Below are 24,358 nucleotides of genomic sequence, written 5' to 3'. Positions count from 1 at the left end.
CCATGCTGAAGCTTGTCCCCATCCTGCTGGCGGTCCTTTACGGGCTGGTGCTCTATCACTTCTCCGCCTGGCGCACGCGCAGGGAGTTGGACGCGCGGTCGCGCCCGCTGGACGACCCGGCGCTCTTGCGGGTGGTCGACCGGCTTGCCGAGCCGCTGGGCGTGGCCCAAGTGCCCGTCCGCGTCTATGAGATCGAGCCGGTCAACGGCCTTGCTGCCCCCGACGGGCGGATCTTCCTCACCCGCGGGTTCGTGAAGAAATTCAACGCCGGGGAGGTGACGGGCGAAGAGATGGCCAGCGTGATCGCGCATGAGCTGGGACATGTGGCGCTTGGCCACGCACGCCGCCGGATGATCGACTTTTCGGGTCAGAACGCGATCCGGGTGGTTCTGGTCGCGGTCCTTGGCCGGATCCTGCCGGGCGTCGGCTTCTATGTCGCGAACTTCCTCACCGGGCTGCTCGCCGCGCGTCTGAGCCGTCAGGACGAGTTCGAGGCCGACGAATGGGCCTCCGCGCTGCTCATCAAGGCGGGGATCGGGACCGGGCCGCAGAAATCGCTTTTCGCCAAGCTCGGGCGACTGACGGGGACCGAGGGGCGGCGCCCGCCGGTCTGGCTGGCGAGCCACCCCGACACCGATGCGCGCATCGGCGCGATCGAGGCGAACGAGCGTCGCTGGGGCTTGGCAGCCCCCATTTCGCGCGCCTGAGGCAGGCTGCGGGAGCCTCCGGCGGGAGTATTTGGCGCCAGAATGAAAGCGAGGGTCAGTTGGGGGGCGTCAACGCCTTGCCAAGGCGCGGGATTTTCGCGCGCTTGAGAAGGGCGCGCAGGGGCTGCGGCTCGCCCGACAGATCCTCGGCGCGGGCGCGGACCCGTTCGACGGCAGCGGCGACCGGGTCCGGTGCGCCCAGCCAGAGGTCGAGAAGGAAACGGTCGGGATCGAGGCGCGCGATGCCTTCCTCTGCCAGCGCCTGTCGGGGGAAGTCGGCGGCGTTGAAGGTCACGATCACATCCGCGCCCCCGGCGATGGCGGCGGCGAGTACATGGATGTCGTCGACATCGGGCAGGTGCAGCCGCGCCGCAAGGCCGGGGCGTTCGGCCACCGTTGCCTTGGGGAAGTCTGCGCGCAGCCGCACGATTTCGCCCCGCGCGATCTCTTCCGCGCCGGGGCCGAGCTTGCGGGTGGCGCGGGCCCATTCCTCAAGGATGCGGTCGGACCAGAGGGGAGTGTAGAGGCCCGCCTGCGCCACGCCGGTCAGGATTTCGCGGAGGACCGTCGGATAAAGGACGCAGGCGTCGAGCAGTGCCTTCATCCGTCCAGCCGGAAGAACAGCGCCTTGAGATAGCCCGATTCCGCCAGTTGCGGCAGCATCGGGTGATCGGGGCCGGCATAGCCGGTGTGGAGGAGCTGACCGCGCCGCCCGCCACGCCCGATCCCGCGCGCCGAGGCATTGCGGAACTGCGTGAGGTCGGCGGCATGCGAGCAGGAGCAAAGGCCCAGGAAGCCCCCCGGCGCGACCAGGGGCGCCGCCAGGCGCGCGACGCGCTCATAGGCACGCAGGCCCGCCTCCAGCGCGGGTTTGGAGGGCGCGAAGGCCGGCGGATCGCAGACCACGAGGTCGAAGGTCTCGCCCTCGGCGGCCAGCGCCTCCATCACCGCGAAGGCGTCGCCCTGGCGGGTTGCGAAGCGTGCGCCCGCCCCCGCGGCCTCGGCCCCACGTTCGGCCAGTGCGAGTGCGGTCGCCGAGGAATCCACGGCGAGCGCGCACTCGGCCCCGCCCGCCAGCGCCGCGAGCGAGAAGCCCCCGACATGGGCAAATACGTCGAGCACGCGGGCGGCCTTCGCCAGGCGCTGCGCGAAGGCGTGGTTCGGGCGCTGATCATAGAACAGGCCGGTCTTTTGCCCGCCCAGCAGGTCGGCCATATAGGTCGCGCCGTTCATCGGCACGGGGATCGGGGCCTCGATCACGCCGGACAAGATCGTGGTTTCCTCGGCCAGCCCCTCCAGACCGCGCGACCTGCCGGTGCCGTTCTTGATGATCCGGGTGACGCCCGTGACCTCGGCCAGCGCGGCGGCAATCTCCTCGATCAGCGTTTCGGCCCAGGCGGCGTTGGGCTGGATCACCGCGGCATCGCCGAAGCGGTCGATCACCACGCCGGGAAGCCCATCGGATTCGGCATGGATGAGGCGGTAGAAGGGCGCGTCATAAAGCCGGTCGCGCAGCGCGGCCGCACGCGCGATGCGGGCCGCCAGCCAGGGGCGGTCGATCACCGCCCCCGGGTCGCGGTCCATCATCCGCGCGATGATCTTGGACTGGACGTTGACGGTGACAAGGCCAAGCGGCCGCCGCTCCGCATCCTCAAGCACCGCGAGGGCACCCGGCGCCAGCTTGGAGGTCCGCCGGTCCGTCACAAGCTCATCGGCATAGACCCAAGGGAAGCCGTGGCGAATTGCGCGGGCCTCGGCCTTGGGGCGCAGGCGGACGATGGGTAGCGGGCTGTCGGTCATGGGAAGGATCCGGGTGTGGTTTGTCTTCCCTTAAAGGCTTCGCAAGCCGGGCGAAAGGGTGCGTTGCCGCGCCCTGCCCCGGTTTTAGCGGGCGACGAGCGCGCCGCGGCGCAGGAGAAGGCGCGAAAACGCGCGCGCAGCCGCACGCACGGCGCGGGCGGTCATATCGCCCACCGCTTCGGCACGAAGCTGATGCGCGCGAGCGATGATCGCGGCATGGGAGGAGATTTCTTTGCGAAGGATCGGGTCGGACATGGTAAGCTCCGGTATCGGGTATTGTGGCTGCGGCGTGACTTAGGCCGCGTTCTGGGGCTTCGCCACCGCCAAACCCGAATGCCCGCCATGCGTCTGCAACAAGCGTCACTTCTGGCGTTGTTAGCGCTAACTTAATGTGCTACAGACGCGGCGACTTGCCAAAGGGGGCGCCCATGCCGCTTCATCAGACCATTGCCGATGTCACCGGCCGTATCCGCGACCGCTCTGCCGAGACGCGCCGCGCTTATCTAGAGCGGATCCGCCGCGCGGCGGAGGACGGACCGGCCCGCGCCCATCTGAGCTGCGGGAACCAGGCCCATGCCTATGCGGCCATGGGCGCGGACAAGGGGGCGTTGGCGGGTGCGCGCCAGCCCAACATCGGGATCGTCACGGCCTACAACGACATGCTCTCGGCGCATCAGCCCTATGAGCATTATCCGGAGAAGATCCGCGCCGCCGCCCGCCGGGCGGGCGCCACGGCCCAGGTCGCGGGCGGCGTGCCGGCGATGTGCGACGGTGTCACGCAAGGCCAGCCGGGGATGGAGCTGTCGCTCTTCTCACGCGACGTGATCGCGCTTTCGGCCGGTGTCGCGATGAGCCACAACTGCTTCGACGCCTCGCTTTACCTTGGCATCTGCGACAAGATCGTGCCGGGGCTGATCATGGCCGCGGCGACCTTCGGCCATGTTCCGGCAATCTTCGTGCCCTCGGGGCCCATGACCTCGGGCCTGCCCAATGACCAGAAGTCGAAGGTGCGGCAGCAGTTCGCGACCGGCGAGGTCGGGCGCGACAAGCTGATGGAGGCCGAGATGGCCTCCTACCACGGACCGGGCACCTGCACCTTCTACGGCACCGCGAACACCAACCAGATGCTGATGGAGTTCATGGGCCTGCACCTGCCGGGCGCCGCCTTTGTCAATCCCGGCACCCCCCTGCGCGAGGCCCTGACCGAGGCCGCCGTGGCGCGTGCCGCCGCGATCACCGCCCTTGGCAACGACTACACCCCGGCGGGCGAGGTTCTGGACGAGCGCGCCTTCGTCAACGGCATGGTCGGCCTGATGGCGACGGGCGGATCGACGAACCTGGTCCTGCATCTGCCCGCCATGGCGCGTGCCGCGGGCATCCTGCTCGACCTCGAGGACTTCGCCGCCCTGTCGGAGGCCGTGCCGCTGATGGCCCGCGTCTACCCCAACGGCATGGCCGACGTGAACCATTTCCATGCGGCGGGCGGCATCGCCTTCATGATCGCGGAGCTTCTGGACGCCGGCCTCTTGCACGAGGATGTCCGCACCGTCGCGGGCACCGGACTTGCGCGCTACGCAGCGGAGCCGAAGATCCTCGACGGCGCACTGACCTGGACCGAGGGCCCGCGCGAAAGCCTCAACGACAAGATCCTGCGCCCCGCGACCGATCCGTTCCAACCCAGCGGCGGGCTCAAGCAACTCGCGGGCAACCTTGGACGCGGGGTGATGAAGGTCTCGGCCGTCGCGCCGGAGCGCCACGTGATCGAGGCCGCGGCGCGCATCTTCCACAGCCAGGACGAGGTCAAGGCGGCCTTCAAGCGGGGAGAGTTCACCTCCGATTGCGTGGTGGTCGTCCGCTTCCAGGGGCCGCGCGCCAATGGCATGCCGGAACTGCATTCGCTGACCCCCACGCTTTCGGTCCTCCAGGATCGGGGGCTGAAGGTGGCGCTGGTCACGGACGGGCGGATGTCGGGCGCTTCGGGCAAGGTTCCCGCCGCGATCCACATCAGCCCGGAGGCCGCGGTGGGCGGCCCACTGGCGCGCCTGCGCGAAGGCGACCTCGTCCGCGTCGATGCGGTGGCGGGCACGCTTCAGGCGCTGGTACCGGATTTCGACGACCGGGCGCCCGTCATGGCCGACCTTTCGGCAAACCGCCACGGTATCGGACGCGAGCTTTTCGAGGCCTTCCGCACCCATGCGGGCCCCGCTGAAACCGGCGGCGCGCTGGTGACCTGAGGGGCGCGAAACGGTCTTGCACCAAGGTTTCACTCTGTTCCAAATACTCCCGCCGGAGGCTTCCACGGGCCATCCCGGGCGCAATGCCGAAAGGACCCTGACATGACCCCAGCCGAACAAAGCCGTCACGCCCTCGAAATCTGCGCGCTGGCCCCGGTGGTCCCGGTCCTGGTCATCGAGGACGCGGGCCTGGCGGACGGGCTGGCCCGCGCCCTGGTCGCAGGCGGCCTTCCCGCGCTTGAGGTCACGCTCAGAACCCCCGCCGCGCTCGACGCAATCCGCGCCATGGCCGAAGTGCCGGGCGGGGTCGTGGGGGCCGGGACGCTGCTGACGCCCGATGACGTGAAGGCCGCCAAGGCGGCGGGCGCGCGCTTCGGCGTCTCGCCCGGCGCGACCGACCGGCTTCTGGACGCCTGCGCGGAACACGACCTGCCGCTCCTGCCCGGCGCGGCCACCGCGTCCGAGGTGATGGCGCTTCTGGAGCGCGGCTACACGGTGCAGAAATTCTTCCCGGCCGAGGCGATCGGCGGCGCCAAGGCGCTTGGCTCGCTTGCCTCGCCGCTGCCGCAGGTGCGTTTTTGCCCGACCGGCGGCATCGGCCTGAAGACCGCGCCGGACTACCTGAGGCTTCCCAACGTCCTCTGCGTTGGGGGCAGCTGGGTCGTGCCGAAAGATCGCGTGGCGGCGGGCGACTGGCCCGCGATCGAGGCGCTCGCGCGCGAGGCCGCCGCCCTGCCCCGCTGATCCACGCGACCCTCAAGCCGGGCCAGTGCCCGGTGCACCGCCCGGTCCGAGGCCGCGTGTCCCAGGATCAACCAGCCCAGCGCCAGCATGGCCCCATACCCGGCGGCGAGCGTCCCGGGCCTGGGGAATGCGCCCGCGACCACGGCCAGCGCCGCCACGCCCAGCCCCAACCCGGCAAGCGCGGCGGCCAGCGCGCAGCAAAGCCGGTTGCGTCGGAGCGTCAGAAGCACCTGTACCGCTCGGTCATCGCCGGGCCGGACGGGTTCCGCCCCCGCAAGGAGTGAACAGGCCACCTGCATGGCCAGACCAAAAAGTGCCACGTAAAGGCCCCACGCCAAGGCGGAATCCGCGGGCCCCTCCGGGGAGAACCTGGTCGTCAGGCTGGCAGCCCCGATCGCGGCGGGGCCAAGCAAAAGCGCCGGGACACAGACGGCCGGGCGCGGTTTCGCTGAAATGCGCTTCATCAGATCACTCGTCAAAACCATCCACTTCCCCCAGCGAACCACGTAAATGTGGCCCCCGGATGGCGCGCGAAAGAACCGCCCCCCCCCCGGCGGAGGCGCGCGGCACATGGCTTTGACAAGCCCATGGTTTGAAGATCAAACGGCGGTGGCGCGGCGAGAAACCCGCAAAGCACCGCCTGTGGCAGGCTCGTGACCCTATCCGCGCGCGCCCAGTCGTCCCATGCGGCCACCTCGGCGCGCGGCCTTGGGAGCCTCGGTCAGCCCGGCTTCAAGCACGGCATTCATCGGATGGCCCTCGTTGGTAAAGGCATAGGTGGCGATCAAGACCCGCATGGCTTCGCGCGCATCGGTGCCGGCAGCGATGCTAAGCGCCCAGTCGAGGAAGATCGACCGGCATTCGCCCGGCGTGATTCCCTCGATCGCGTAGCTTTCGCGCACCAGCCCCTTGGGATCGGCCTTCGAAAGGTCCATCAGTTTCCTCGCCATATTCACCCCGCCGTCAGTCGCCCGGCGCGCCGAGATGACGGTCCGCAATCGCTGCAACGGCAGCTACAGTATCGTTCAGCCGGTGGCGAAGTCCATCGAGATCTTCGCATCCCGCCTCGCGCATGAGAAAGGCCCGGCCGCCCTCGCCGATCGCCTCCAGATCCAGCGCCCGGTCGCTCAGCAGGCGACCGCCCGCCTGGAGCCGCCAGAGGAAGCGGTAGGCGCCCTGCAGGGTGCCTTCCTCCTCCTTCGTCAGCAGGCCCGCGCGCAGGCCTGCGCGCAACTGCGCCTCGACCCGGCGGGCGGGGTCGGCGGCCTGAAGCGTGACCATCTGCGCCAGAAGCTCCAGATCCTGAAGCCGACCGGGGCCGATCTTGGCTTCCCAGTCTCCGTCAGCGGCCTTGGCGGCGAAGATGCGCGCCCGCATGTCGGCCACATCGGCGCGCACCGTCGCCCCGCCCGCCTTGGCCGCCAGAACCTCACGCCGGATCGCCTCCACGTCGGCGGCAAGCTCGGGCGAACCCGCGACCGGGCGCGCGCGCGTCAGCGCGAGATGTTCCCAGGTCCAGGCCTCGGTCATCTGGTAGTCGCGGAAGCCTGTAAGCGCCGTCGCCACCGGCCCCTGCCGCCCCGAGGGGCGCAGCCGCATGTCGACCTCGTAAAGCTGGCCCTCCGACATCTGCGCGGTCAACGCGGTGACCAGGGCCTGCGTCAGGCGCGCGTAGTATTGGCGCGCGGCAAGCGGGCGCTTCCCGTCCGAGGCATCGACCCCTGCGGCATCGTAGATCACGATCAGGTCGAGGTCGGAGGCCGCGTTCAGCCGTTCCGCCCCGAGCGAACCCATGCCCATGACCACCGCCCCCCGGCCCGGCGGCGCGCCGTGCTTGCGCGCGAACTCCGCGAGGCAGGGCTCCCACAGCGCGGAGAGGCAGGCCTGCGCAAGCTCGGCATATTCGCGCCCCGCGGTCTGCGCATCGATCAGCCCGCGCAGGTGATGGACACCGACGCGGAAGTGCCATTCCTTGGCCCAGCGCCGGGCCGCATCCAGCTTGCGTTCGTAATCCGGGATTTCCGCCAGCCGTTCCGCCAGTTCGCCCCGAAGCGCCGGAAGCCCCGGCCAGGGGGCGAAAAAATCGCCGCCGATCACCGCGTCCAGCACCGCCGCATTGCGCGAGAGATAGGCCGCGAGCGCCGGTGAGGTTGCACAAATATCAACAATAAGGTCAATAAGCTGCGGATTGGCCTCAAAAAGCGAAAACAACTGCACGCCGGCCGGCAGTCCCCGAAGAAAACCGTCGAACTGGCTCAGCGCCTCTTCCGGGTTCGCCGCGCGCTGAAGGCGCGACAGGATTTCCGGCTCCACCCGCTTGAATATGCGCGTCGCGCGTTCCGAACGCAGCGCCGGATAGGCCCGCCATCCGTCCACGAGCGCGCGCATCTCGGGGCGCATGCTCGGGGCGGCGCGTATCTCGCCGGGGGCGAAGAAGCTTTCGGTCAGTTCCGCCACCCGGTCCAGACGCTCGCGCAGGGTCTTGCGCAGCGCGTCGGTGTCGCCGATCCCCATCATCCGCGCGATCACGTCGAACCCCTCGGGCATGACGGGCAGCGCATGGGTCTGGGCGTCGCCGACCATCTGCAACCGATGCTCGACCTCGCGGTGATCGCGGTAGTGGCGGGTAAGCTCGTCCGCCACCCCTTGCGTGATCCAGCCCTTCCAGGCCAGCGCGGCAAGACCGCCCACGGTATCGCGCTGACGCAGGTCGGCGTCTCGCCCGCCCGCGATCAGCTGCCGCGTCTGGGTGAAGAACTCAATCTCCCGGATGCCACCGGGACCGAGCTTCAGGTCGCGCCCCTCCAGCATGGAGCGGCCGTGCAGGCCCTTGTGGTCACGGATTCGCAGCCGCATGTCGTGCGCGTCCTGAATGGCCGCGAAGTCGAGGTGACGGCGCCAGACGAAGGGCGTCAGCGTGGCCAGGAACCTCTCCCCCGCCGCGATGTCGCCAGAGGCCGCCCGGGCCTTGATATAGGCCGCGCGTTCCCAGGTGCGGCCCTGCGCCTCGTAATACTGTTCCGCCGCGCCCATGGAGATGCAGACCGGCGTGACCGAGGCATCGGGCCTGAGCCGCAGGTCGGTGCGGAAGACATAGCCCTCCGGCGTCATGTCCGAGAGCATCGCGGTCATGCGGCGCACGATGCGGATGAAGGCGGCGCGCGCCTCCTGCACGTCGTCGGGGGCGTAGCGGGATTCGTCGAACAGGCAGATCAGGTCGATGTCGGAGGAATAGTTAAGTTCCCCCGCCCCGGTCTTGCCCATGGCGATGGAAACCATCCCCGCAGCGGTCGCCGCATCCTCGGGCACCGCGCCGGGGATCTTGCCGCGGCGGATGTCGTCGGCGACCAGCGCCGAAAGCGCGCGCGAGACCGCCACGTCGGAGAGCCGTGTCAACGCGCCCGTCACCTCCTCCAACGTCCAGACACCGCCAAGGTCGGCCAGCGCCGACAGAAGCGCAATCCTTGCCTTGGCCTGACGCAAGGCGGACCCCAAGGCCGCGCTCGCCACCCCTTCGCCCAGCGACAGCGCGTCCTCAAGCGCGTCCTCGGGGCTGCCGGCCAGTGCCGCCTCGATCCAGTCGGCCTCGCGCGCCATCAGGCCGGCGAGGTAGGGGCTGCACCCGGCAGTCCCCTCCAGAAGCGCCCGCAATTCCGGCGCGAGCGCGGCGAAGCGGACACGCGGTTCCTCGGTCCGGGCGGGATCGTGGGGGATGGGGCAGCGGGTCAGGCGCGAAGCGAAGCTCATGGCCGCACAGTAGCGGCGCGCGCGGCGCGGTCAACGGGGCCGCGCCCCGCGCGACGGCGGCCATTGAACTTCGCGCGCGGGCATGGGATGCCGGGGCCGGACGCAGGGAGGACAGGATGAGCAAGAGCCTGAAACGCGTGGAGGCGGCACTGGCCGCGGCCGGGGTCAGTGTGCGCATCACCGAGATGCCGGGATCGACTCGCACGGCCGAGGAAGCTGCGGCGGCAGCGGGTTGCGCGCTGGACCAGATCGCGAAGTCGATCATCTTTCGCGGCGAAAGCTCGGGCCATGTCGTCCTTTTCGTCACCGCAGGCGGTAACCGCGTCGATCCGGAACAGGCGAGCGCGCTGGCCGGTCAGCCGCTGGGCCGGGCCGATGCCGACCTGGTCAGGGCCGAGACGGGCTTTGCCATCGGCGGGGTCGCGCCCCTGGGCCTGATCGCCCCGGTCGAGACCTATTTCGACCCTCGGCTTCTGGACTTCGACGTGGTCTGGGCCGCCGCCGGAACCCCGCGCCACATCTTCGCCATCGCGCCGCAGGACCTCCTCCGGATCACCGGGGCGCGGCAAGCCGCGTTCACCGCCGCGCGGGGCTGAAGCCCGAATGTTAAAATAATTCACTTCACGCCTTGAATGCGCCGGGGCGCATACCGATCTCCGGTAATGTGAAAAGGGTTCACATCTTGTGCGGAGGACGCGGAATGAGCACGATCGCCACCTGGCCTTCACGGGCCGAAAGCTGGCTCGACGAGCGCGGGAAAGGCGCATGGATCATTGCGATGATCCTGGGATTCATCATCTTCTGGCCGCTGGGCCTTGCCCTTCTGGCCTATATGATCTGGAGCAAACGCATGTTCGCAAACCGTTGCGGCCGGAGCCGCCATCACGACACCCCCTGGAACCACGCCCGCCGGCACGGGTTCCGGTCGTCGGGCAACAGCGCCTTCGACGCCTACAAGGCCAATACGCTCGACCGGCTCGAACGCGAGCAGGAAGAGTTCGAGGCCTTCCTCAAGCGGCTGCGCGAAAGCAAGGACAAGTCCGAATTCGATCAGTACCTGGACGAGCGGGCCCGCGCCGCGCGTCAGGGCGGCGAGGAGACCGATCGGGACGCGCGACCGGGCGATACCCCTGCCGGTAGCGGCGCTTACTGAAACGCCTTTGCCGGGCGGCGGCTTCCCGCCACCCGGCATTGCTCCTATGCTGCGCAAAAGCCGGAGGCGCAGGAAACACTTGGCGGATAGGAAGTCCCTTGCTAACGTCCCTGCGATCGGCAATCCCAAGGGCCCCATGCGCCATACGCTTCCCATCGCGCCCCAGTTCTATGTGACGGCGCCCCAGCCCTGCCCCTATCTCGACGGGCGGTCGGAGAGGAAGCTATTTACCGCGCTTCAGGGCGAGAACGCCAAGCGCCTGAACGACGCGCTGTCCAAGCAGGGGTTCCGGCGGTCGCAGAACGTGCTTTACCGGCCCTCCTGCGCGGAATGCACCGCCTGCCTGTCGGCGCGCATCCGCGTGGCCGATTTCGAACCGAACAAGAGCCAGCGGCGCACGCTTCGCAAGAACGCGACGCTTCGGCGCGATGCGACCAGCCCCTGGGCGACCGAGGATCAGTTCGCGCTCTTCCGCCGCTACCTCGACAGCCGCCACGCCAAGGGCGGCATGGCCGACATGGACATCTTTGAATTCGCCGCGATGATCGAGGAGACGCCGGTCAAGAGCCGTGTCGTCGAATATTCCGACCGCGCGCCCGGCACGGCCGGCACACGGGATCTTGTCGCGGTCTGCCTGACCGACGTGCTCGATGACGGGCTATCCATGGTCTACAGCTTCTACGAGCCAGACCGCATCGGCGCGAGCCTTGGCACCTATATCATCCTGGACCATGTGGCGATCGCCCGCTCCATGGGGCTGCCATATGTCTATCTGGGCTACTGGGTGCCGGGCAGCCGCAAGATGGGTTACAAGGCCAATTTCGGGGCGCTGGAAATCTACAAGAACGGCAGCTGGCAGGACATCGGCGATCCGGAAGGCCACAGCGGCGAGACGCATCCGCTCTCGGTCGATCCGATCGCCGAGCAGGTTGCCCGCATCGCCTTGCCGGAAGCCCATCCGAAGGCGGGATGAAGGCGCGGCACACCGTCGCGGGCAAAGCGCCCCGCTTGACCCAAGGTCAATCCCACGCGCCGCTGGCGTGCGCCCCCAAGCCTGTGCACTATGCGGCCATCGCATTCGCCCGGCCCAGCCGGACCGTTGGCCGGGTTCCCGGGGGTGCCGTGTAAAACAGGTTGAGTGACCAGTTTCCCGTTTCGGGCAAGGCGCAACCAGCGCCAGGGGAGGATAAAGGCAATGCAAGCACTTCTGTCCCTCGCGAGGGGCATTGACCGGCTCAACGAATGGGTCGGCAAATCCGTGATCTGGCTGATCCTTCTGGCGATCCTCGTCAGTGCGGTCAACGCGATCATCCGCAAGGCGTTCTCGGTCTCGTCCAACGCCTGGCTGGAGCTTCAGTGGTACCTTTACGGCGCGGCCTTCATGCTGGCTGCCGCCTACACGCTGAAGGAAAACGAACATATCCGGATCGACATTTTCTATGGCACCCGGTCGCGGCGGGCGCAGCATTGGATCGACCTGATCGGCCACGTCCTGTTCCTGACGCCCTTCGTGGTCCTGATGACCTGGATGACGGCGCCCTACGCCTATCAGGCCTGGAAGATCGGGCAGATCTCCACCAACGCCGGGGGGCTGGTGATCTGGCCCGCGCGGGCGGTTCTGGCCGTGGGCTTCGCGCTGCTGACGCTTCAGGCGATCTCCGAAATCATCAAGAAGATCGCGGTGATGCGCGGGTTGATCGAGGACCCGCATCCCTTCGTCTCGCATCACCAGGCGGCAGAGATTGAAGCCGTCGCCATGGCCGAAGATGCCACCCGCCGGACCGGAGACAAGCCCGAATGATCGAATTCATCGCCATCAACATGGCACCCATCATGTTCGCCTCGCTGGTGGTCTTCCTCCTGCTGGGCTACCCGGTCGCCTTCTCGCTTGCGGCGAACGGGCTTATGTTCTTCGCCATCGGCGTCTGGCTCGCGCCCTGGTCCGAGCACACGATCACGCTCGACTGGCCGCTTCTCTTCACCATGCCCCAGCGATTGTGGGGAGTGCTCTCGAACGAGACGCTGCTGGCCATTCCCTTCTTCACCTTCATGGGGATCGTGCTGGAGAAATCCGGCATGGCAGAGGACCTTCTGGACACGATCGGCCAGCTTTTCGGCCCGGTCCGGGGCGGCCTTGCCTATGCGGTCATCGTGGTGGGGGCGCTGCTGGCGGCGACAACGGGGGTCGTGGCGGCCTCGGTCATCGCGATGGGGCTGATCTCGCTTCCGATCATGCTGCGCTACGGCTACGACCGGCGCGTGGCGACGGGGGTGATCGCGGCCTCCGGCACGCTGGCGCAGATCATCCCGCCCTCGCTGGTGCTGATCGTGCTGGCCGACCAACTCGGCCGGTCGGTCGGCGACATGTACAAGGGGGCGCTGGTGCCCGGCCTCGTGCTGACCGGGCTCTACCTTGGCTATGTCTTCGTTGTCTCGCTCGTCCGGCCCGCCTGGGTCCCGGCCCTGCCGAAAGAGGCACGCACGCTTGGCCAGGGGGTACCCTCGCTTCTCGTGGCACTGGCTGCGGCGGTCGCCATCGGCTACGGCGCCCATGTCTGGCTGGTGCCGACGCAAGGCGCAAATGCCGATATCCTCGGCGCCTCGCTGGCGGTGGCGGTCGTCTACGGCTTTGCCGTGATCGACCGGGCGCTGGGGCTCAAGATCCTCAGCCGCCTTGCCGGTCAGGTGATCATGGTGCTGATCCCGCCCCTGGCGCTGATCTTCCTGGTGCTGGGCACGATCTTCATGGGCGTCGCGACCCCGACCGAGGGTGGCGCCATGGGGGCCGTCGGCGCCTTGGCGCTGGCCGCCGGCAAGCGCCGCCTCAACCTTGAGGTGGTGCGCGGCGCGTTGATCGCGACCACGCGGCTTGCATCTTTCGTGATGTTCATCCTGGTCGGCGCACGGGTCTTCTCGCTGACCTTCTACGGGGTGAACGGGCATGTCTGGGTGGAGCACCTGCTGACCGGCCTGCCGGGCGGACAGATGGGCTTCCTGATCATCGTGTCGGTCCTGGTCTTCCTGCTGGCCTTCTTCCTCGATTTCTTCGAGCTTGCCTTCATCATCGTGCCCCTTCTGGCCCCGGCGGCCGAGCGGCTGGGCATCGACCTGATCTGGTTCGGGGTAATCCTGGGGGTCAACATGCAGACCTCGTTCATGCACCCGCCCTTCGGCTTCGCGCTTTTCTACCTGCGCTCGGTAGCGCCGCGCGGCTCATACGTGGACAAGGTCACAGGCCAGACGCTCACCGGGGTGTCCACCGGGCAGATCTACTGGGGCGCGGTGCCCTTCGTGGTCATCCAGGTCGTGATGATCGCGGTGGTGATCGCCTTCCCCGGGATGGTCATGCACTACAAGGGCAAGGTCATCGACCCCAGCACGATCGAAATAACCGTGCCCAGCCTGCCGACCCTCGGCGCGCCTTCGGGCACGGGCGGCGGGCTGCCAACCCTGGGCGCCCCCAAGCTGGGCGTTCCCCAGCTCGGCGCCCCGCAACTGGGCGCGCCCCAGCTTGGCGAACCCGTCGTCAAGCCCTGAGCCGAAGCGCACTGAACAAAGAAGGCCCCGGAAATCCGGGGCCTTCCTTTTGCATGACGCCCGGTGATCAGAGTTTGCCGGCCTGCTGCTGGCTCATCATGAACACGTCGTAGTTGTATTCGGACAGCTGCGCCCAAAGGTAGGCGTCCCTGCGGAACGCGTTCTGGCTGTCGAGGATCTTCTTGAACATCGGATTGGTCGCGCCGATTTCCTCGTAGGTGGCTTGGGCCGCGTCGAAGGCCGCCGACATCACATCCTGCGGGAAGGGCCGCAGTTGCGCACCATTCGCCACGAGCGAACGCAGTGCGTTCGGGTTCTTCCAGTCGTAGCTCGCCATCATGTTGGAGTTCGCAGCCTCGCAGGCCGTGGCCATCACCGACTGGTAATGCGCCGGCAGCTCGTTCCACTTCTCGAGGTTGACCATGGTCGAGAGCGTCGGCGCGCCTTCCCACCAGCCCGGGTAGTAGTAATAGGGCGCGACCTTGTAGAAGCCGAGCTTCTCGTCATCGTAGGGACCGACCCATTCGGCCGCGTCGATCGTGCCCTTTTCGAGCGATGGATAGATGTCACCGCCGGCGATCTGTTGCGGCACGACCCCCAGTTTCTCGATGATCTTGCCGGCAAGGCCGCCGATCCGCATCTTCAGCCCCTGCAGGTCGGCGACCGAGTTGATCTCCTTACGGTACCAGCCCCCCATCTGCGCGCCGGTGTTGCCACAGGGCATGTAGTGCAGGTTCTGGGTGTGGAAGAACTCGTTAAGTTGGTCGATGCCGCCGCCGTAGTAGAGCCAGGCGTTCATCTGGCGGTAGTTCATCCCGAACGGCACCGTCGTGCCGAGCGCATAGGTGGGGTCCTTGCCCCAGAAATAGTAGGACGCCGTATGGCAGACCTCGATCGTCCCGCTCGAAACTGCGTCGGCCGCCTCAAGCCCCGGAACCAGCTCCCCCGCCGGGAAGACCTGGAGCGTGAGCCCGCCATCGGTCATCTCGTTGACGTATTTTGCCATCGTCTCGGCCGCGCCGAAGATGGTGTCCAGCGCCTTGGGGAAGGAGGAGGTCACGCGCCAGGTGAACTGCGGTGCGGATTGCGCGATCGCAGGGGCGGCAAGCGCGGCCGATCCGGCCGCCCCGCCAAGCGCGGCCTTAGTCAGAAAGGAACGACGATCCATTAAGCTGAAACTCCCGTTTATTATATCGGTTCCGGCCGTTGATCAGCCGGGACGGCGAAAGAATAGTCGGATCGCCCCCCGGTTCAAGCGCGGGTTTGCCGCACCCTTGGCTAACGCAGGGTCAACCGGCGGCCAGCCGCCCTACCCGTTGCAACAACGGCCGCTAAATTTACCCGCACCCCCTTGCAATGCGCGGTTGCGGCGCGATCTTTTAGCGCAGGCGGAGCGGAGCGTATTTTGATCTTCTTGATGTTTCTTGCGGGCCTCGCGGGGCTTATCCTCGGCGGCGAATTCCTCGTGCGAGGTGCGGTCGGGATCGCCCAACGCTTTCATGTCCCCCCGCTCGTCATCGGCCTGACCATCGTCGGATTTGGCACCTCGACGCCGGAACTCCTCGTGTCGGTCCAGGCGGCCCTGGGGGGTGTTCCCGCGCTCGCATTGGGCAATGTGGTCGGCTCGAACATCGCCAATGTCCTTCTAATCCTGGGGCTGTCGGCCATGATCGTGCCGGTCGTCCTGAACCTTGTGAAACTCAAGCGCGACTTCGTCTTCATGCTTGGGGCGACGTTGGCGCTTTGCGTGGTCCTGCTTGACGGCGTCGTCTCGCGGATCGAGGGCGGGCTCCTTGTCGTCTCGCTTATCGTCTATCTCTGGATCTGCCTGACCAGCGCGCGCGAGATCCCGGAAACCGCCATTCGCGTGCGACCCGTCTGGCAATCAGTGGCGCTTCTCGCCGTCGGATTTGTCGGCCTTCTGCTCGGCGCCAATGCGCTGGTTGCCAGCGCCACCCAGATGGCCCGCGCCTTCGGCGTGTCCGAGGCGGTGATCGGCCTCACGATCGTCGCGATCGGAACCTCGCTTCCGGAAATGGCGACCGGCGTCCTCGCCGCGATCCGCAAACACCCCGAGATCGCCATCGGCAATGTTCTGGGCTCCAACATCTTCAACATTCTCGGGATCCTCGGCATCACCGCGGCGATCACCCCCATTCCGGTCGACAGCGACTTTTCGGCCCTCGACATCGGCCTTGCCGCCGCCGCCGCATTCGCGCTTCTGGCCTTCGCGGCGTTTCCCGGACGTATCGGGAGGGTCGCGGGCGTGGGCCTTCTTGGGACTTACGGCGGCTATCTCGTCCTGCTTGGGTTCAGCTAAGACGCTACGGATTCGCATTCTTGCGCCGTATCGCTGGCATTACGCAATAAAAGTACGGCCATTTGAGCCCCTGCGACACTTTATTCCCGATTTTGGCGGTTGACGCTGCAATCAACCCTGAATAAATTCCGCCGCACAGCAGCGAAAGGACCCGAGGGGCGATGCACGCAATCCTCGTACTTGTGGAAAGAACGCGCATGGGCCGGTGACGGTTGCCAGAATGGTTCCCATGCGCCCCGGTCAAGATGATCCGGGGCTTTTTGTTGCCAAAGACGATGCACGGATGGAGCGAGAGATGTCAGGGCAGATGACCGGCGCGAGAATGGTAGTTCAGGCGCTGAGGGATCAGGGGGTGGACACGGTCTTCGGGTATCCCGGGGGCGCGGTGCTACCGATCTATGACGAGATCTTCCAGCAGAACGACATTCGCCACATCCTCGTGCGGCACGAACAGGGCGCGGTCCACATGGCCGAGGGCTACGCGCGTTCGACAGGCAAGCCGGGGGTGGTCCTGGTCACCTCCGGGCCCGGCGCGACGAACGCCGTCACGGGCCTGACCGACGCGCTCATGGACTCGATCCCGATCGTCGTCCTGACGGGCCAGGTTCCGACCTTCATGATCGGCACCGACGGCTTCCAGGAGGCCGACACCGTCGGCATCACCCGCCCCTGCACCAAGCACAACTGGCTGGTCAAGGACACCGACAAGCTGGCCGAGACAATCCACCAGGCCTTCCACGTCGCGACCCAGGGTCGCCCCGGCCCGGTGCTGGTCGACATTCCGAAGGATGTGCAGTTCGCGACCGGCGCCTATGTCGCGCCGAAGGCCGCGCGCGTCAGCCACTACCAGCCGCGGGTCAAGGGCGACATCGAACTGATCACCGAGCTGGTCGAGATGATGGAAAAGGCCGAGCGCCCGATCCTTTATACCGGCGGCGGCATCATCAACTCCGGCCCCGGCGCCAGCCAGCTGCTGCGCGAACTGGCGGATGCAACCGGGTTCCCGGTGACCTCGACCCTGATGGGGCTCGGCGCCTATCCCGCCAGCGGCAAGCACTGGATCGGCATGCTCGGCATGCATGGCCTCTACGAGGCCAACCTTGCCATGCATGACTGCGACCTGATGATCAACCTCGGCGCGCGCTTCGACGACCGGATCACGGGCCGCATCGCAGACTTCTCCCCCCGCTCGAAAAAGGCGCATGTCGACATCGACCCGTCCTCGATCAACAAGGTCATCCATGTCGATCTGGGCATCGTCGGCGACGTCGGCCATGTGCTTGAGGACCTCCTGAAGGTCTGGAAGTCGCGCGGCCGCAAGACCAACAAGGAAGGTCTCGCGAAGTGGTGGTCGCGGATCGATCAATGGAAGGCCAAGAAATGCCTGACCTACCGGGGCTCCGACACGGTCATCAAGCCGCAGTACGCGCTGGAGCGGCTTGAAGCCCTGACCAAGGGCCGTGACCGCTACGTCACGACCGAGGTCGGCCAGCACCAGATGTGGGCCGCGCAATTCCTGGGCTTCGACGCGCCCAACCGCTGGATGACCTCCGGCGGGCTCGGGACTATGGGTTACGGCCTGCCGGCCTCGATCGGCGTGCAGGTCGCCCATCCCGACGCGCTGGTCATCAACGTCGCGGGCGAGGCGTCCTGGTTGATGAACATGCAGGAGATGGGCACTGCCGTGCAGTTCCGCGCACCGGTCAAGCAGTTCATCCTGAACAACGAACGCCTGGGCATGGTGCGCCAGTGGCAGCAGCTGCTGCACGGAGAGCGCTATTCGCACAGCTGGTCCGAAAGCCTGCCCGACTTCGTGAAGCTGGCCGAGGCCTTCGGCTGCTCCGGTGCCAAGGTGGACAGCCCCAAGGATCTCGACGACGCGATCATGGCGATGATCGAATACGACGGGCCGTTCATCCTCGACGTTCTGGTGGAGAAGCACGAAAACTGCTTCCCCATGATCCCGTCGGGCAAACCGCACAACGAGATGCTTCTGGGCGACGCCTCGACCGAGGGCGCGATCCAGGCCGGTGGCGCCGTTCTCGTCTGAGACGGCGCGACCCCGCGCAACTGACACAACGAAGACTGCACTGCGAGAGGATGAGGGCTGATGTCGGCGCTGAAGATCAAGAAAGGCTCTACGAGCCACTCCGCCTATGAGCTGCGCGACCCCAACGCCGAGGTGATCGAGACCCATACCCTGGCCGTCCTGGTCGATAACGAGGCCGGGGTGCTGGCGCGGGTCATCGGCTTATTCTCGGGCCGGGGCTACAACATCGAAAGCCTGACCGTGGCCGAGGTCGATCACAAGGGCCATCGGTCGCGGATCACCGTCGTCACCCGCGGGACGCCGGGCGTGATCGAACAGATCAAGGCGCAGCTTGGCCGCCTGGTCCCCGTGCATGAGGTTCATGACCTCACGGTCGAGGGGCCCTCGGTCGAGCGGGAACTGTCGCTTTTCAAGGTGGTGGGCACCGGCGAAAAGCGGATCGAGGCGCTGCGCCTGGCCGAGATCTTCCGCGCCAACGTCGTCGACAGCACGCTGGAAAGCTTCGTCTTCGAGATCACCGGAACCCCGGAAAAGATCGACGCCTTTGCCGACCTGATGCGCCCGCTGGGCCTGGCCGACGTCGCGCGCACCGGGGTCGCGGCCCTGGCACGCGGCGCCTGAACCCCTGCCCGTGCTGCGGGCGGTCAGGGCCGCCCGCGCAAAGCCACACCGCTCAAAAACATCGGGCCCCGGCGCTTGCGCTCCGGGGCCCTTTCGTACGTATCGGATCGCTGGGGCCGATCAGGCCGCGATCTTGCCAGCTTCTTGCGCAGCGGCCAGTTCGTCGGCGTCCACCGCACCGTCAGCGTTCGCGTCGATCTCGGCGAACAGCTCCGGCGTCATGTCCGGGTAAGCAGCGGTCAGCTCCTCGATCGAGTAGGTGCCGTTGCCGTCGGTGTCGGTGACGGCCGTCTGGGCGTGGGCAGCAGAGGCGATCGCAGCCATGGCGCCGAGTGCCAGAACGAACTTCTTCATCTTCTTTGTCTCCGGGTAAGGGCATTTGCCCTGGAATCAGTGGCTTAAGCGCCACCACGCGCTATCTGCGCCGCCCCGGAGGTTTCGGCAAGAGGCCTTGATGGGCCCCCCTGCCCGGCGCGCGCGCCCATCGGCAATCCCTTGCCGATGGGGCCCGTCCAGCGGCCCGCCTTGCGCGGGTTCCGGCCTGTTCGGCTTACGCGATCAGCCCGTTCTCGATCGCGGCCTGAAGCTCGTCGGCATCGACCTCGCCCGAGCCATCGACATCGATCTGGGAAAAGAGCGCATCGTCGATGTCGGGATAGGCCGCCGTCAGTTCCTCGAACGAGAAGGTGCCATTGCCGTCGGTATCGCTTACCTGGGCATGAGCGGCCACGGCGGCCAGCGCAAAGACGCCGGACAGGGCAAGTCGCGAAAGCTTCATCGTCATCTCCTATGATGGCCGGGCGCGCGCATCACCTGGACACTGTGCCCGTTCGATCGAGAACATGGGCCGGACGCGGCTGTTAGGCAATAACAGCTGCGGCGCAGGTGGATAACAAGGGCGAAATCGCGCCAATCTGACCCGGATCGCCCGACACCGGCGCGTGTCAGACCCGGCCGCCGCCGGCCGCGAAAAAGAAAGGCCCCCGAAATCTCGGGGGCCAGTCTCGCCGTTCAGGCTCATCCTTTGTACCGCTCGGTGTTCTCGCCTGCGGCCTGAACGTCGTCGGGGGCGAGCGCACCCGCCCCGGAACCATACCCGGCCGCCCCATGGACGGGCCGGGTCTGGAGGTCTCAGCTACACCCGCTCGTTCCGCCGCAGGTGTTGCACTTCATGCAGGTGCCGTTGCGGACCAGCGTGTAGTTGCCGCATTCGCCGCAGGGATCGCCCTCGTAGCCTTGCATCTTGGCCTTGGTACGGGCGTCCATCGTGACGGTGCCGGTGGCGAGCGCCGTGGCCCCGCTTACCGCGGCCTGCGCGGTCGCGGGCACCAGCGTGTTCAGCGCCGCGACCGGGTCGCCCGCCAGCGCCGTCGCGCCGACGCCGCCCTGGAACACGACCAGCTCCTGCGGCAGGCGCTTGCGCAGATAGCCGGGCGAGGCAACCTGCTTGAGCATTTCGAGCGACTTCGAGGCCGCCGTCTCGCTCACCTCGGACACGTTCGCCTTGCCCTCGTCGGCACCGCCGCCAAGGTCGTCGAAGGCCGCGCCCTGCGGCTTCACATGGGCCAGATCCGTGCGATCAAGGTAGCTGACCGCCAGTTCCCGGAAGATATAGTCCAGGATCGAGGTCGCGTTCTTGATCGAGTCGTTGCCCTGCACCATCCCCGCCGGTTCGAACTTGGTGAAGGTGAAGGCGTCCACGAACTCCTCCAGCGGCACGCCGTATTGCAGGCCGACGGAGACCGCGATGGCGAAGTTGTTCATCATCGCCCGGAAGCCCGCGCCTTCCTTGTGCATGTCGATGAAGATCTCGCCCAGTGCGCCGTCCTTGTATTCGCCGGTGCGCAGGTAGACCTTGTGCCCGCCGACGATCGCTTTCTGGGTGTAGCCCTTGCGGCGCTCGGGCAGCTTTTCACGGTGGCGGCGGATAACCTCCTTCACCACGATCTTCTCGACGATCTTCTCGGCCAGAACGGCGGCCTTTTCCTGCGCCGAGCCGGTGGCCAGGATTTCCTCGGCCTCCTCGTCATCCTCGACCAGAGCCGAGGCAAGCGGCTGCGACAGCTTGGACCCGTCGCGGTAGATCGCGTTGGCCTTCAGGCCCAGGCTCCAGCTCAGCTCATAGGCCGCCAGCACGTCCTCGATCGTGGCCGAGTTCGGCATGTTGATCGTCTTGGAGATCGCGCCGGAGATGAACGACTGCGCCGCCGCCATCATGGTGATGTGGCTGTTGACGGAGAGGAACCGCTTGCCCTTCTTGCCGCAGGCGTTGGCGCAGTCGAAGACGTGGTAGTGGTCGGTCTTCAGATGCGGCGCGCCTTCCAGGGTCATCGTCCCGCAGACGTGATCGTTCGCGGCCTCGATCTGCGCGCGGGTGTATCCCAGGTGACGCAGCAGGTCGAAGGTCGGATCGTTCAGCTTTTCGGCCGGGATGCCGAGCGTGCCGGTGCAGAATTCTGCCCCCAGCGTCCACTGGTTGAAGACGAAGCGGATGTCGAACGCGGTCGGCAGCGCGGCTTCGATCTTTGCAAGCTCGGCCTGGCCGAAGCCGTGGCCGATCAGCGCGGTGTGGTTGATCGCCGGGCAGTTGCCGAGGCTTGCGTGACCGACGGCATAGGCCACGATCTCCTCGATCTGTGCGGAGCCGTAACCGAGCGTTTCGAGCGCGGCGGGAACCGAGCGGTTGATGATCTTGAAGTAACCGCCACCAGCAAGCTTCTTGAACTTCACCAGCGCGAAGTCCGGCTCGATCCCGGTGGTGTCGCAGTCCATGACCAGGCCGATGGTGCCGGTGGGGGCGACGACGCTGGTCTGGGCGTTGCGGTAGCCGTGCTTTTCACCCAGCTCCAGCGCCTCGTCCCAGGCGGACCTGGCCAGGCCGACCAGATCCTGATCGGGCACGTTGGCGAGGTCGAGCGCGACCGGCTTGACCGCCAGCGCCTCGTAGCCCTCGGTCCGGCCGTGGGCGGCGTTGCGGTGGTTGCGGATGACGCGCAGCATCGCGTCGCGGTTCTGCGGATAGGCCGGGAAGGCCCCGAGTTCCCCCGCCATCTCCGCCGAGGTGGCATAGCAGACGCCGGTCATGATCGCGCTCAGCGCGCCGCAAAGCGCGCGGCCCGCGTCGCTGTCATAGCCAAGCCCCATGTTCATGAGGAGCCCGCCGATGTTGGCGTAGCCGAGGCCCAACGTGCGGTAGTCATAGGACCGCTGCGCGATCTCGCGGCTGGGGAACTGCGCCATCAGCACCGAGATTTCCAGCGTCACGGTCCAGAGCCGGGTGGCGTGGACATAGGCGTCGGCGTCGAACTTGCCGCCCTTGTAGAAGGTCAGCAAGTTCATCGAGGCCAGGTTGCAGGCCGTGTCGTCCAGGAACATGTATTCCGAACAGGGGTTCGAGCCGCGGATATCCCCGTCCGCCGGGCAGGTGTGCCAGGCGTTCACGGTGTCGTGGAACTGGATGCCGGGATCGGCGCAGGCCCAGGCAGCGTGGCCCACCTGCGCCCAAAGCTCGCGCGCCTTGACGGTCTTGGCGACCTTGCCGTCGGTGCGGCGGATCAGTTCCCAGTCGGCATCGTCGCGCACTGCCTTCAGGAAGGCATCGGTGACGCGGACCGAGTTGTTGGAGTTCTGGCCCGAAACGCTGGCGTAGGCCTCGGAATCCCAGTCGGTGTCGTAGGTCGGGAACTCGATGCTGTCATAGCCCTGCTTGGCGTAGTCGAGCACGCGCTTGACATAGGTTTCCGGGATCATCGCCTTCTTGGCACCACGGATGGCGGTCTTGAGGCTGGCGTTCTTCGCCGGATCGACCGCGTCCTCGGTCGAGCCATCCCAGCCGCGGATCGCCGCGAAGATCTCGTTCAACTGGCGTTCATGCGACTTGGACCCGGCGACGAGCGAGGCGACCTTCTGTTCCTCGATCACCTTCCAGTTCACGAACTGCTCGATATCGGGGTGATCCATGTCGCAGATCACCATCTTGGCCGCGCGGCGCGTGGTGCCGCCCGACTTGATCGCGCCCGCCGCGCGGTCGCCGATCTTGAGGAAGCCCATCAGCCCCGAGGACTTGCCACCGCCCGAAAGCTTCTCGCCCTCGCCGCGCAGGGACGAGAAGTTGGTGCCGGTGCCGGAGCCATATTTGAACAGCCGCGCCTCCCGGACCCAGAGGTCCATGATGCCGCCCTCGTTCACCAGATCGTCGGCGACGGACTGGATAAAGCAGGCGTGGGGCTGCGGATGCTCGTAGGCCGAGTCGGACTTCACCAGCTTGCCGGTCTTGTAGTCGACGTAGAAATGCCCCTGCCCCGGACCATCGATCCCATAGGCCCAGTGCAGCCCGGTGTTGAACCATTGGGGCGAGTTCGGCGCCGCCATCTGGCGCGCCAGCATGAAGCGCATCTCGTCGTAATAGGCTTCGGCGTCGGCCTCGGTGGTGAAGTAGCCGCCCTTCCAGCCCCAATAGGCCCAGGCCCCCGCCAGGCGGTCGAAGACCTGCTTGGCCGAGGTCTCTCCGCCAAAGCGGGCCTCTTTCGGCAGGCGTTCCAGCGCCGCCTCATCCGGGACAGAGCGCCACAGGAATTCCGGCACGCCCTTTTCCTTGACCTTCTTCAGGCAGGCGGCCACGCCCGCCTTGCGGAAATACTTCTGCGCCAGCACGTCCGAGGCCACCTGGCTGAAGCCGCGCGGCACCTCGACGGAGTCGTTGCGGAAGACGACCTTGCCGTCCGGGTTGCGAATCTCCGACACGGTCGTCGTGAACTCGATCTCGCCATAGGCGCCGGCCCCGGCCGTGGTGAATTTTCTTTCGATCTTCATCTCTGCCCCGTTTGCTTGCGGTCGTGTGCCGCCTGATATCTTCCCCCGCAGGCGACGCTTCGAAGCGCTCTTGCCTGCGCTGCCGTTTGGGAAAACACGACCAGCCCCCAAGGACTGATCCCCAGGCCGATGCCACAGCTTTGTGCAGTCTGCGTTTTCGCTTTTCCCGCTGGAGCCACTAGATCTAGTGGGCGCCCCGACAGCCCGCACAAATTGGCGTGTAAAAGCCCTCCGGGTCAACATCATTTTTCGCGCGGGGCGATGTTATTTTCCATTGACCCGGCCCAAGTGGCGCACCGCCCGTTAGGCGGGGCGATTCATGCACAGGGGGCCTGGAAAACCGGCATGCGCGAAAAGGCAAAGAAATGGTGACCTTTGGCACCGATAGCTCATCAAGCGCGTGAGTTTATCCACAGAAGCCGAGGCGAAGGGCGCGCGCGGTCAGCGAAAGCAGCTATGGCAAAAAGACGACAGCCGACGGCTTCTGGCCTCGGCCCCCTCACGAATGCTGCGTCTCTGGATGGTCGGGGCGAGAAGATTCGAACTTCCGACCTACGGTACCCAAAACCGTCGCGCTACCAGGCTGCGCTACGCCCCGACGACTTGTCTCTAGCGGCTTGAGGCCGGGTTGGA

21 protein-coding genes and 1 tRNA gene are annotated in these 24,358 nt (G+C 66.8%); 12 read left to right on the top strand and 10 right to left on the bottom strand.

What is annotated here, in order from left to right:
- Positions 1 to 2: 2 nt before the first annotated feature.
- Positions 3 to 707, top strand: a complete 705-nt coding sequence (locus tag OE647_RS08145) for a M48 family metallopeptidase (protein ID WP_263721223.1) — start codon at positions 3 to 5, stop codon at positions 705 to 707.
- 55 nt (positions 708 to 762) lie between these two features.
- Here OE647_RS08145 and OE647_RS08140 read toward each other — a convergent pair whose 3' ends face one another.
- From OE647_RS08140 to OE647_RS08130, 3 genes are all read right to left on the bottom strand, one after another.
- Positions 763 to 1,311: an RSP_2648 family PIN domain-containing protein gene (locus OE647_RS08140; protein ID WP_263721222.1), complete on the bottom strand. Its 549-nt coding sequence runs from the start codon at positions 1,309 to 1,311 to the stop codon at positions 763 to 765.
- Positions 1,308 to 2,507, bottom strand: a complete 1,200-nt coding sequence (locus OE647_RS08135; RefSeq protein ID WP_263721221.1) for an RSP_2647 family RNA methyltransferase — start codon at positions 2,505 to 2,507, stop codon at positions 1,308 to 1,310. The genes OE647_RS08140 and OE647_RS08135 overlap by 4 nt, the downstream gene beginning before the upstream one ends.
- 84 nt (positions 2,508 to 2,591) lie before the next feature.
- Positions 2,592 to 2,762, bottom strand: a complete 171-nt coding sequence (locus OE647_RS08130) for a hypothetical protein (RefSeq protein ID WP_263721220.1) — start codon at positions 2,760 to 2,762, stop codon at positions 2,592 to 2,594.
- A 173-nt stretch (positions 2,763 to 2,935) separates the two neighbouring features.
- Between OE647_RS08130 and edd the strand changes: the two genes are divergently transcribed.
- From edd to OE647_RS08115, 3 genes are all read left to right on the top strand, one after another.
- Positions 2,936 to 4,741: a phosphogluconate dehydratase gene (gene edd, locus OE647_RS08125; protein ID WP_263721219.1), complete on the top strand. Its 1,806-nt coding sequence runs from the start codon at positions 2,936 to 2,938 to the stop codon at positions 4,739 to 4,741.
- 102 nt (positions 4,742 to 4,843) lie between these two features.
- Complete coding sequence (eda, locus tag OE647_RS08120) at positions 4,844 to 5,485, top strand: bifunctional 4-hydroxy-2-oxoglutarate aldolase/2-dehydro-3-deoxy-phosphogluconate aldolase (protein WP_263721218.1); 642 nt, start codon at positions 4,844 to 4,846, stop codon at positions 5,483 to 5,485.
- 56 nt (positions 5,486 to 5,541) lie between these two features.
- Positions 5,542 to 5,769 (top strand): hypothetical protein, encoded by a 228-nt coding sequence (locus OE647_RS08115; RefSeq protein ID WP_263721217.1) that lies wholly within the window; start codon positions 5,542 to 5,544, stop codon positions 5,767 to 5,769.
- A gap of 375 nt (positions 5,770 to 6,144) precedes the next feature.
- Here OE647_RS08115 and OE647_RS08110 read toward each other — a convergent pair whose 3' ends face one another.
- Together OE647_RS08110 and OE647_RS08105 are read right to left on the bottom strand one after the other, a co-directional pair.
- Positions 6,145 to 6,420, bottom strand: coding sequence for a hypothetical protein (locus OE647_RS08110; protein ID WP_263721216.1), 276 nt, complete (start codon positions 6,418 to 6,420; stop codon positions 6,145 to 6,147).
- 28 nt (positions 6,421 to 6,448) lie between these two features.
- Positions 6,449 to 9,232, bottom strand: a complete 2,784-nt coding sequence (locus OE647_RS08105; protein WP_263721215.1) for a [protein-PII] uridylyltransferase family protein — start codon at positions 9,230 to 9,232, stop codon at positions 6,449 to 6,451.
- Positions 9,233 to 9,348: 116 nt separating this feature from the next.
- Between OE647_RS08105 and OE647_RS08100 the strand changes: the two genes are divergently transcribed.
- The 5 genes from OE647_RS08100 (at position 9,349) to OE647_RS08080 (ending at position 13,922) form a co-directional block, all read left to right on the top strand.
- Complete coding sequence (locus OE647_RS08100; RefSeq protein ID WP_263721214.1) at positions 9,349 to 9,828, top strand: YbaK/EbsC family protein; 480 nt, start codon at positions 9,349 to 9,351, stop codon at positions 9,826 to 9,828.
- Between the two features lie 104 nt (positions 9,829 to 9,932).
- The gene (locus OE647_RS08095) at positions 9,933 to 10,385 is read left to right on the top strand and encodes a DUF2852 domain-containing protein (protein WP_263721213.1); all 453 of its coding nucleotides are present in this window, start codon (positions 9,933 to 9,935) and stop codon (positions 10,383 to 10,385) included.
- A gap of 136 nt (positions 10,386 to 10,521) precedes the next feature.
- Complete coding sequence (locus OE647_RS08090) at positions 10,522 to 11,358, top strand: arginyltransferase (RefSeq protein ID WP_263721212.1); 837 nt, start codon at positions 10,522 to 10,524, stop codon at positions 11,356 to 11,358.
- 222 nt (positions 11,359 to 11,580) lie between these two features.
- The gene (locus tag OE647_RS08085) at positions 11,581 to 12,186 is read left to right on the top strand and encodes a TRAP transporter small permease subunit (RefSeq protein ID WP_263721211.1); all 606 of its coding nucleotides are present in this window, start codon (positions 11,581 to 11,583) and stop codon (positions 12,184 to 12,186) included.
- On the top strand, positions 12,183 to 13,922 hold the full coding sequence (locus OE647_RS08080; protein WP_263721210.1) for a TRAP transporter large permease: 1,740 nt from the start codon (positions 12,183 to 12,185) through the stop codon (positions 13,920 to 13,922). The genes OE647_RS08085 and OE647_RS08080 overlap by 4 nt, the downstream gene beginning before the upstream one ends.
- Positions 13,923 to 13,989: 67 nt before the next feature.
- Here the strand turns inward: OE647_RS08080 and OE647_RS08075 are convergent, their stop codons facing one another.
- On the bottom strand, positions 13,990 to 15,090 hold the full coding sequence (locus OE647_RS08075; RefSeq protein ID WP_263721209.1) for a TRAP transporter substrate-binding protein: 1,101 nt from the start codon (positions 15,088 to 15,090) through the stop codon (positions 13,990 to 13,992).
- Positions 15,091 to 15,327: 237 nt separating this feature from the next.
- On the opposite strand from OE647_RS08075, the gene OE647_RS08070 reads away from it, so the two are divergent.
- The 3 genes from OE647_RS08070 to ilvN all read left to right on the top strand — a co-directional run bounded on the left by OE647_RS08070 (position 15,328) and on the right by ilvN (position 18,913).
- The gene (locus OE647_RS08070) at positions 15,328 to 16,242 is read left to right on the top strand and encodes a calcium/sodium antiporter (protein ID WP_263721208.1); all 915 of its coding nucleotides are present in this window, start codon (positions 15,328 to 15,330) and stop codon (positions 16,240 to 16,242) included.
- A gap of 295 nt (positions 16,243 to 16,537) precedes the next feature.
- Positions 16,538 to 18,292, top strand: coding sequence for an acetolactate synthase 3 large subunit (locus tag OE647_RS08065; RefSeq protein WP_263721207.1), 1,755 nt, complete (start codon positions 16,538 to 16,540; stop codon positions 18,290 to 18,292).
- A 60-nt stretch (positions 18,293 to 18,352) separates the two neighbouring features.
- Positions 18,353 to 18,913, top strand: coding sequence for an acetolactate synthase small subunit (gene ilvN / locus OE647_RS08060; RefSeq protein WP_263721205.1), 561 nt, complete (start codon positions 18,353 to 18,355; stop codon positions 18,911 to 18,913).
- A gap of 120 nt (positions 18,914 to 19,033) precedes the next feature.
- On the opposite strand, the gene OE647_RS08055 is transcribed toward ilvN, so the two are convergent.
- The 4 genes from OE647_RS08055 to OE647_RS08040 form a co-directional block, all read right to left on the bottom strand.
- A complete protein-coding gene (locus tag OE647_RS08055; RefSeq protein ID WP_263721204.1) occupies positions 19,034 to 19,267 on the bottom strand; it encodes an EF-hand domain-containing protein in 234 nt (77 codons plus the stop codon).
- 196 nt (positions 19,268 to 19,463) lie between these two features.
- A complete protein-coding gene (locus OE647_RS08050; RefSeq protein ID WP_263721203.1) occupies positions 19,464 to 19,691 on the bottom strand; it encodes an EF-hand domain-containing protein in 228 nt (75 codons plus the stop codon).
- A gap of 353 nt (positions 19,692 to 20,044) precedes the next feature.
- Positions 20,045 to 23,725, bottom strand: a complete 3,681-nt coding sequence (locus OE647_RS08045) for a vitamin B12-dependent ribonucleotide reductase (protein WP_263721202.1) — start codon at positions 23,723 to 23,725, stop codon at positions 20,045 to 20,047.
- A gap of 521 nt (positions 23,726 to 24,246) precedes the next feature.
- A tRNA-Pro gene (locus OE647_RS08040) sits at positions 24,247 to 24,323 on the bottom strand.
- Positions 24,324 to 24,358: the final 35 nt, after the last annotated feature.

Origin of the sequence: Albidovulum sediminicola, assembly GCF_025751575.1 — a bacterium.
In the GTDB taxonomy this organism is placed as follows: Bacteria; Pseudomonadota; Alphaproteobacteria; order Rhodobacterales; family Rhodobacteraceae; genus Albidovulum; species Albidovulum sediminicola.
Note: the sequence above shows the minus strand (reverse complement) of the source record. Positions and strands in the feature narration are given on the sequence as shown.

What these genes read in the sequence shown, in the direction of transcription:
- edd (WP_263721219.1), top strand. Translation starts at nt 2,936, where the DNA reads ATGCCGCTTCATCAGACCATTGCCGATGTCACCGGCCGTATCCGCGAC.
- OE647_RS08130 (WP_263721220.1), bottom strand. Translation starts at nt 2,762, where the DNA reads ATGTCCGACCCGATCCTTCGCAAAGAAATCTCCTCCCATGCCGCGATC.
- OE647_RS08140 (WP_263721222.1), bottom strand. Translation starts at nt 1,311, where the DNA reads ATGAAGGCACTGCTCGACGCCTGCGTCCTTTATCCGACGGTCCTCCGC.
- OE647_RS08090 (WP_263721212.1), top strand. Translation starts at nt 10,522, where the DNA reads ATGCGCCATACGCTTCCCATCGCGCCCCAGTTCTATGTGACGGCGCCC.
- OE647_RS08100 (WP_263721214.1), top strand. Translation starts at nt 9,349, where the DNA reads ATGAGCAAGAGCCTGAAACGCGTGGAGGCGGCACTGGCCGCGGCCGGG.
- OE647_RS08095 (WP_263721213.1), top strand. Translation starts at nt 9,933, where the DNA reads ATGAGCACGATCGCCACCTGGCCTTCACGGGCCGAAAGCTGGCTCGAC.
- OE647_RS08045 (WP_263721202.1), bottom strand. Translation starts at nt 23,725, where the DNA reads ATGAAGATCGAAAGAAAATTCACCACGGCCGGGGCCGGCGCCTATGGC.
- OE647_RS08105 (WP_263721215.1), bottom strand. Translation starts at nt 9,232, where the DNA reads ATGAGCTTCGCTTCGCGCCTGACCCGCTGCCCCATCCCCCACGATCCC.
- OE647_RS08050 (WP_263721203.1), bottom strand. Translation starts at nt 19,691, where the DNA reads ATGAAGCTTTCGCGACTTGCCCTGTCCGGCGTCTTTGCGCTGGCCGCC.
- OE647_RS08075 (WP_263721209.1), bottom strand. Translation starts at nt 15,090, where the DNA reads ATGGATCGTCGTTCCTTTCTGACTAAGGCCGCGCTTGGCGGGGCGGCC.
- OE647_RS08110 (WP_263721216.1), bottom strand. Translation starts at nt 6,420, where the DNA reads ATGGACCTTTCGAAGGCCGATCCCAAGGGGCTGGTGCGCGAAAGCTAC.
- OE647_RS08080 (WP_263721210.1), top strand. Translation starts at nt 12,183, where the DNA reads ATGATCGAATTCATCGCCATCAACATGGCACCCATCATGTTCGCCTCG.
- OE647_RS08145 (WP_263721223.1), top strand. Translation starts at nt 3, where the DNA reads ATGCTGAAGCTTGTCCCCATCCTGCTGGCGGTCCTTTACGGGCTGGTG.
- eda (WP_263721218.1), top strand. Translation starts at nt 4,844, where the DNA reads ATGACCCCAGCCGAACAAAGCCGTCACGCCCTCGAAATCTGCGCGCTG.
- OE647_RS08135 (WP_263721221.1), bottom strand. Translation starts at nt 2,507, where the DNA reads ATGACCGACAGCCCGCTACCCATCGTCCGCCTGCGCCCCAAGGCCGAG.
- OE647_RS08065 (WP_263721207.1), top strand. Translation starts at nt 16,538, where the DNA reads ATGTCAGGGCAGATGACCGGCGCGAGAATGGTAGTTCAGGCGCTGAGG.
- OE647_RS08055 (WP_263721204.1), bottom strand. Translation starts at nt 19,267, where the DNA reads ATGAAGAAGTTCGTTCTGGCACTCGGCGCCATGGCTGCGATCGCCTCT.
- OE647_RS08085 (WP_263721211.1), top strand. Translation starts at nt 11,581, where the DNA reads ATGCAAGCACTTCTGTCCCTCGCGAGGGGCATTGACCGGCTCAACGAA.
- ilvN (WP_263721205.1), top strand. Translation starts at nt 18,353, where the DNA reads ATGTCGGCGCTGAAGATCAAGAAAGGCTCTACGAGCCACTCCGCCTAT.